Here is a 7,605-nt window from a genome sequence, read left to right as displayed (position 1 = left end):
AAAAAATCATCACTTCCTATTCTTTCTAGCTCTGGTGAAACTCTAATACCCCGACAGCCAATATTGATAAAGTTTTTGGTGATTATTTTTAGTGAAAGTCTCATGTTTGAGTTTATTTGTGTATTGGACATTTGTTCTCTCCAATACAAAAAATTACCGATTAACAGCCAGGAAATACTACTAAGTAAAAAAGTAGTAGTAACTACCATTAACCACCCTAAAAACTGATAAAAAGTTTGAGTTACCCAAGGGTATTTATAGATATATTCAGGAGAATATTTGCCACTTAAATCGCAGAATAGTCCGACGGCAAGAGTTCCCCAAAAACCACAAAATAAATGAACGGGTATTGCACTGACAGGATCGTCTATTTGACAGAGTTTAAGGATATATTCTCCGAAAAGAACGAGTAAACCACTAATAATCCCAATCAAAATAGACCAACGTAATTCGACATAAGCACAAGCAGCAGTAATTCCTACTAAACCACCTAAAATACCGTTAATAATTGTATCTAATTTTCTTTGTCCATCAAACCAAATTACAAAAAAAAGAACGGCAATTCCGCCTGAAGCTGAAGACATCATAGTAGTAACAAAAATGTGTGGAACATTTTCTAAATTGTGTGCCGAACCACCATTAAAGCCGAACCAACCAATCCATAAAATAAAACAACCTAAAGCGCAAAAACCAAGATTATTTGGCTTATGTTCTGGTTGCTCTCGTTGCTCGTAGTCTAATCTTGTTCCTAATAGTAATGCTCCTGATAATGCTGCTGCACCTCCCACAGAATGCACTACTGTCGCACCAGCAAAGTCTTGAAAATTCAAGAAATCAGTGTTGTTTAATAAACCGCGATCGCTCCATACCCAATGACCAACAAAGGGATAAATAAATGCTACCAAAATAAAGCTAAAAAGTACGAAAGCGCGAAATTTAATTCTTTCTGCTACTGCTCCTGAAATAATACTAGCTGTTGTGCCGGCTAATACTAATTCAAAGAAAAATAGTGCAGCAAAAGATCGCCCCGACCATAATTCTGCTATTTTACTATAGTAGCGAGGAAAGGTTTCAGTTTCGTTGGAAAAAGGCGTGTAAAAGAAGAAACCTTGAATTCCACCGATGAGAGAATTATCACTATTGCTAAACATTAAACTAAAGCCAAATGCCCAAAAAGCAAGAGTGGATATACAAAAAACTATTAAATTTTTTGCCAGAATATTAGTAAAGTTTTTTCTAGGAGAAAAACCTGCTTCGAGCATAGCAAAGCCAGCATTCATTGAAAATACCAAAATACCAGAAATGAGTAGCCAAAAAGTTTGTAAAGCACTAGATTTATAATCTATTATGCTGGTGCTTTGGGCTAAAACAGGATGATTCCAAAACACAAAAATTAAGGACAAAGAAAATAAATAGCAATATTTATACTTAATTAATTGGGGTTTCTGGAAAAAAGAGGTAATTTTTTTGTGATATGGGTGTGGCATTAACTGAAAAACATTAATTAGGTAATTTAAGTTAAAAAATTTATTCTAAATAGGAAGCAACAGGACAGTTATTATTGGTTTTATATTGTGTTAGCCACTGTTTAAATTCTTGATTGCTATTCGACCATCTAGTAAACCAAGGAATTACTGGTTGATTTTGATAGTATTTAGGAGATATTTCACAAAGATAAGTTACAGCTTGTTTGCTCTGACCCTGAGATGCTATAAAGTTGATCGCATAAATAAATTGAGCTTCTGATAATGCTTGTTCGCATTCAATTCCTAATCGATCTGCTTGTTTTTTTCGTAACTGTTGAATATCAGCGATCGCTTTTCCCAAGAGTAGTTTATCATGATTTTTGATTCCTGTTTGAGCGGTTTCAATTAAACTAACAGGACAAAGAGTAGCCAGATTAGAAATTTTGTTAAACGATACTATGTTTGGAGACTTTTGAGCAGCAAAAAAGACAGTAACAATAGTAGATATGAGAAATAATACTGTCCAGCTAGATTTGAACTTTGGTTGTCGAGATTTTTTTAACGGCGAAGAATGAGAAATTAATTGGTTAGGGGAGGCTTGGGATTTTCGCGATCGCCATTTTTGAGGTATTGAAATACTTGTTGAAATTTTGTTTTCTTCTTGTGGTTTATTTTTCTTTTTATGAAACCCCAAAATTTGCTCACAATATTGTCTGGTTGCAGCTATTTCTCCATTTGTCACCGATAGTATTTGCTGTAAAAAGCGATGATAATTACTATATTTAAATTTATCTGATTGAGAACAGTTTTCTAGGAAGCTGTCTAAAATAGCAATTAATTCTTGTTCTTCTTTTGTCCAAACCATTATCAACCCCGCAAATTAAAGACTAAACTACGGACTAAAAACTTGTTTTCGATTTCTGTTAAACGAGAATGAGAGTTGATTAAAGCTAACTCTAAATCTTTTCCCGTTAATAGTTGCGATTTATCTCGCTGTTCGGATGCTAGCCAAAGAGTTAAATTTTTTACATAGTTGCTAGTAATGAAGGTTTCGTTTTGTAAAATAGTTCTCAAAATAGTATTAATTACCTTTGTTTTACCTTGAGCTAACAATAATAATTGACCGGCGACCGCATGAGGATTTTTAATTTTTTTAATTTGCTTTTTTTGCACTTTTTCGACAAAATCTAGCATAATTACGCTCAAATTTTGTTCTTGTTCGGAGTTCAGATTTAATTTGGTTTTAAAAATTTTTAAAACACTTTTAATTAAAAATAAATTTTCATTATTTTCCAGAACCTGTCGGTCAATTATCTCTAAAATATCTTGTAATTTCTTAAGGGGTAAAAATTGTGTTTCGTCTTGGTAGCCTGATAAAACCCAGTTTACTAACCTATCTTGATAATCGATATATTTTAACTCGTTTTCGACTACCGAAGTATTTAATTGCTCTAGTTCGTATGACATCTATAAATTTGGTGTTTTTTATTCTGTAGCAATTGTTGTTAACTGACGAACAATACCCCAATCTATTAACATGACACCTGTCTAATAGTCAAGTACTTAGAGAAAAAATAATAGTACTTCCTTTAAGATCAAAACAATTTTACTACCAAAGAAAGCTATCATAGATGACGCAACAAAGATTAAGTGAGGAAAAACCTTGAGCGAGCGTCCTCTTGCTATTGATTTGTTTTCAGGTTGTGGTGGAATGTCATTAGGCTTGGAAGCTGCGGGTTTTGACATTGTAGCATCAGTAGAAATCGATCCGATACATTCTCTAATACATCACTACAACTTTCCTTATGGAGCGACAATTTGCCAAGATATTGCTCAACTATCTAGCCAGGAATTATTAGAAGCGGTCAAAAATCAAGGTTTCGGGAGCAGAATCGATCTCATTGCTGGAGGACCACCCTGTCAAGGCTTTTCCACTATGGGAAAAAGACAAGTAGACGATCCTCGAAATCAACTAATTTTTGAATATGTACGCATAGTATCAGAAATCAAACCCAAGTATTTCATTTTGGAAAATGTCCCAGGAATGAAAACAAATAAGTATCAACCTTTACTCCAAGAATTCGTTAAACAATTTGATAATTATGGTTACTCAGTAATACAACCGATTCAAGTTTTAGATGCATCTTTATATGGCGCGCCTCAAAAAAGGAAAAGATTAATTATTTTAGGCTATCGCCATGATGTTCTCCCATTAAAATATCCCGATTATACTAATTTAAACACTAATCAATCAGCAGTGTTTAAATCTGTTCGCGTCGCTATTGATGACTTAAGTAAAATTCCCGTTTTTATTGGTCAAGACTATGGTGTAGAAAATAGTAAATTAAATTACTCTCAATCTCGAAAAAGTTTTGCTACTCAACCAAAAGGCGTTTATGCTTTGTGTCATCAAAGAGCAAGAACCAATCTTGTTTGGGGACATCTAGGTTCAAAGCATACAGAGACATCTATTAAACGTTTTGCAGCGACAATTCCAGGGAAAAAAGAAAAAATTAGTCACTTTTTTAAACTTGCACCTGATGGATTATCTAACACTTTAAGAGCAGGAACATCCAGAAATAGAGGAGCGCACACAGCACCTAGACCAATCCATTATCAATTACCTCGTTGCATTAGTATTAGAGAAGCTGCCAGACTGCATACCTTTCCTGATTGGTTTCAATTTCATCGCACTATATGGCATGGTTTTCGCGAGATTGGAAATGCAGTTATTCCTCTATTAGCTAAGCATTTAGGAACAGAAATTATTAACCATCTTGATGTGGATTTATCTTCTTTAGAAATCAAAAAACTACAGCCCATAGATAGTGCTTTGTTAAGCTATAAAATGGAGCAAGCAGCTAATTTTTGGCAGGTTGATAGTGAAGTAATTCCTAAGAGAAAGCAAAATAAGTAGCAAATAGCAAGGTAACAATCATAAATAACTCATAACTAATAAATAACCAATAACCACTAACATTCAATAATCACCCATTCATGAAGCTTGTAAACAACACAATTATTTTTAATTAAAGGATCGTTAGCAACAATATTTTTTGCCTCTTCTAAAGAATCAGCTTCAAATAATAACATTCCTCCGCCATATTCTCTCCAATAACCAGTACGAGCATTATGACCTTTAGTAATTAAATCCCTTACATATTTTTTATGATCTGGAACATATCGATCAAATATTTTTTAATCGACAATTCCTGTTTCTATTTTGACAAAAGTAGGCATAATTGAAAAAAAATCAATAATATCAAAATAGACTAATCTATATTGTTTTTGAGTAAAATATATCTTTCTTAAAAATTAACCTGCTCAGCAGAACGCGCTATTATAGAGACAAAGAAAATTTTATAGCAGAGTTAGACATCATAGACTCTATTCAAAAATAACCCAAGACTAAAACACTATTAAGGAGTTACCAAACTCAATGACAGAAGCAACTCAAACCCCCACAAAAGGAATTCAACTCACCCCAACAGCTTATAAGCATATTATGATGTTGCGGGAACAGCAAGGAAATAAAGACTTGTGCTTAAGAGTAGGAGTGCGTCAGGGAGGCTGTTCGGGAATGTCCTACATGATGGACTTTGAAGATATCAATAATGCCCGTGAAGACGATCAAATATTTAATTACGATGGTTTTAAAATCATATGCGATCCTAAAAGCCTGTTGTATCTTTACGGCTTAGTACTAGATTACAATAATGCCATGATTGGTGGTGGATTTGATTTTACTAACCCCAATGCTGCTCAAACTTGCGGTTGTGGTAAATCTTTCGGCGTTTAGTAATTCACCTTTGATGTGAATTGCAATAGACGTAAATATTTTCTTAAAAGCTATTAGCTATTAGGTATCAGCATCTTGAGAGTTTTTTAATTTGTGAGAATCGAATGGGTGAGTTGTGACTCAAATCATTTGTTTACTCCAATGCCGAGCAAAAAGCTTAAAGCTAAAGAGTAGCGAAAAATATCAACATTGATCAAGCTAATTCACATTAGTCGTAATTCAGCGATTGAGTCAGAACTTACACAGAGAAACCACAGTGGTAAGGTGGGCATTGCCCACCTATACCTGTTAAGTTGAGTTTTTCGTCCAAAAATATTCGAGTTTTCTGAAGCCATAGCAATCATCATGCCTCGATCTGGTGCTTCGCCTCATTAATATTAATCCATCAATTAAAAATTAACAAACTACTGTTGCAGTTTTCTTGAAAGCCAGTTTATTCTACTAGCCTCAGAAAAAATCAAAGATTATAATTGGTTTATTCATTAACTCAGTTTTGTTATGTAATGACCGATTATAGTAATGCAGATTTAGAAACTCGAAAAAAGCTGGCTACTGCTGATGATACTGCGGATTATGTTTTAGAAGTATTAAGTAATGATTCTGAGCCAGATGTGCGCTCATTAGTTGCCAGTAATCCCAATACTTCCCCTACAACTTTACAGAAATTAGGGCAAGAATTTCCCGATGTAATCACTGACAATCCAATTTTTGGCTTGCTATTAATAGAAAATCCGCATAGTTATTTTATCAGATTATCTCTTGCTAGAAGTAGCACCACATCTGGAGAAGTTTTGACTAAATTAGCAGCCACCAAAAAGTATAGAGATCGCGAAATTTGTTGGGCTGTTGCTAATAATATTAATACTCCTATTTCTGTGTTAGAAAAACTAGCTACTTGGTTTCCTGAAAGAGATGAATTTTCCGTAGCAGAAGACGGAGATTTAGTTCATACAGGGGTTGCAATTAACCCTAACACACCACCTCATATATTAGAACAGTTAAGTCACCATCACCGTACTTTAGTGCGCAAAAAAGTAGCTCAACACCCTAATACTTCTGTTTCCGTCTTAGAAAAACTTATGAACGATAACCATAAAAAAGTAGTTCTAGAAGTAGCTAAAAACCCTAATATTTCTTTGTCTAAAGCTCTTTTATTAAAAATACAATTGTTACTAGAGTATCTAGCAGGAGAATATGACCAATACGATCAAAATTTAATTTTTTTAACACGAGAAGATCGAGGACTTCTTGATGAGATTACTAATCATCCTCATGTTCCTGAAAGCGCAATACAGATTATTCAAGCTATTGATAATAAACCAGGAGTACCTATAGCAATTTTAGAAAAATTAGCTCAAGATAGCCGTTATTATGTTCGTAAAAAGCTAGCTAAAAACACTCATCTTCCAGTCTATCTTATGGAGTCTTTGGCAGAAGATAAACAGCCAGAAGTTAGACGAGAAATTGCTCAAAATATAGCTACCCCTGTAACAATTTTGGCAAAGTTAGCCAATGATTTTCATTCTAGTATCCGTGAAAGTGTTGCTAAAAATACAGCGACCCCTAGAAATATTCTTCTAAAATTATCCCAAGACCGAAGTATTCGTGTCAAACAGGCTATTTTATCCAGAAAAGATCTTAGTGCAGAACTGGTAGCAGAAATTTTTAATCGTATTTTATCTCTCACCAACGAAATCAGTTAACCAGATCGATTAATTAACAACTGCTACAAAGTGGGAAAAACACTTCCTCCTCCCTGAAAAGTGTCTACTGGTTCGGGAGCAGTTAAAAATTTATTAATTACAATGTCACGAAAATTTACCATATCAGATTGCCAAAAACTTAATGCCTGTTTTAACTGATTGATTCTGGCTTCTTCAGGGATATCTTGACTAATGTTGTAATTAAAATTACCTGAAAATAGAATAGCAGCCATAGAAGCTTTTTGTGCCTGCTGTAGTCTTGCTTCTGAAATATTGATAGTTAATTGGCAATTATCTAAAAGATACATCAAGTTAATTCCAGCTTGTATTGGTGCTTTACCAATAGTTTTCCACGATCCCGAACCTAACAATCTTCCTGTAATATATTTACGAACTGCTTCTGGGTTTTGAGGAAAAGGAACTAACATTTTCGGACTCAAACTCATTCCTAAATAATCTGCGAGGGGAAGTTTTTCAATATACTTAAGTGCAACTTCAGAAATTAAAATATCTTCTAATTTTTTATTGCTAAGAGCTTCGCTAAAGGTGATAGTGCGTGGTTGAGCAGCAATACTGACTCCGTTAGTATAGTTTAATTGAGCAGCACCAGGATTTAATATTGGCTGCTGTGACAATT

8 protein-coding genes are annotated in these 7,605 nt (G+C 34.1%); 3 read left to right on the top strand and 5 right to left on the bottom strand.

Annotated elements, in window-relative coordinates; all coding sequences use genetic code 11:
• From H1P_RS29000 to H1P_RS28990, 3 genes are all read right to left on the bottom strand, one after another.
• On the bottom strand, nt 1-1,487 hold a 1,487-nt coding region (locus H1P_RS29000; RefSeq protein WP_144874288.1), incomplete at its 3' end, for an ammonium transporter.
• Between the two features lie 40 nt (nt 1,488-1,527).
• The gene (locus H1P_RS28995; protein WP_144874286.1) at nt 1,528-2,331 is read right to left on the bottom strand and encodes a hypothetical protein; all 804 of its coding nucleotides are present in this window, start codon (nt 2,329-2,331) and stop codon (nt 1,528-1,530) included.
• 2 nt (nt 2,332-2,333) lie between these two features.
• The gene (locus H1P_RS28990) at nt 2,334-2,933 is read right to left on the bottom strand and encodes a hypothetical protein (RefSeq protein ID WP_144874284.1); all 600 of its coding nucleotides are present in this window, start codon (nt 2,931-2,933) and stop codon (nt 2,334-2,336) included.
• Between the two features lie 196 nt (nt 2,934-3,129).
• Between H1P_RS28990 and H1P_RS28985 the strand changes: the two genes are divergently transcribed.
• The gene (locus tag H1P_RS28985; RefSeq protein WP_144874282.1) at nt 3,130-4,383 is read left to right on the top strand and encodes a DNA cytosine methyltransferase; all 1,254 of its coding nucleotides are present in this window, start codon (nt 3,130-3,132) and stop codon (nt 4,381-4,383) included.
• Between the two features lie 56 nt (nt 4,384-4,439).
• Here H1P_RS28985 and H1P_RS38605 read toward each other — a convergent pair whose 3' ends face one another.
• Nucleotides 4,440-4,661: a YciI family protein gene (locus H1P_RS38605; protein WP_342799623.1), complete on the bottom strand. Its 222-nt coding sequence runs from the start codon at nt 4,659-4,661 to the stop codon at nt 4,440-4,442.
• A 244-nt stretch (nt 4,662-4,905) separates the two neighbouring features.
• Between H1P_RS38605 and H1P_RS28975 the strand changes: the two genes are divergently transcribed.
• Nucleotides 4,906-5,265 (top strand): HesB/IscA family protein, encoded by a 360-nt coding sequence (locus H1P_RS28975; protein ID WP_144874280.1) that lies wholly within the window; start codon nt 4,906-4,908, stop codon nt 5,263-5,265.
• Between the two features lie 470 nt (nt 5,266-5,735).
• Nucleotides 5,736-6,968, top strand: a complete 1,233-nt coding sequence (locus H1P_RS28970) for a hypothetical protein (protein WP_144874278.1) — start codon at nt 5,736-5,738, stop codon at nt 6,966-6,968.
• A 23-nt stretch (nt 6,969-6,991) separates the two neighbouring features.
• On the opposite strand, the gene H1P_RS36690 is transcribed toward H1P_RS28970, so the two are convergent.
• Nucleotides 6,992-7,605: hypothetical protein (locus tag H1P_RS36690; RefSeq protein ID WP_186376206.1), on the bottom strand; the 614-nt coding region annotated here is incomplete at its 5' end.

Source organism: Hyella patelloides LEGE 07179 (assembly GCF_900659865.1).
GTDB lineage: Bacteria > Cyanobacteriota > Cyanobacteriia > Cyanobacteriales > Xenococcaceae > Hyella > Hyella patelloides.
This window is presented reverse-complemented; position numbering and strand designations above follow the sequence as displayed.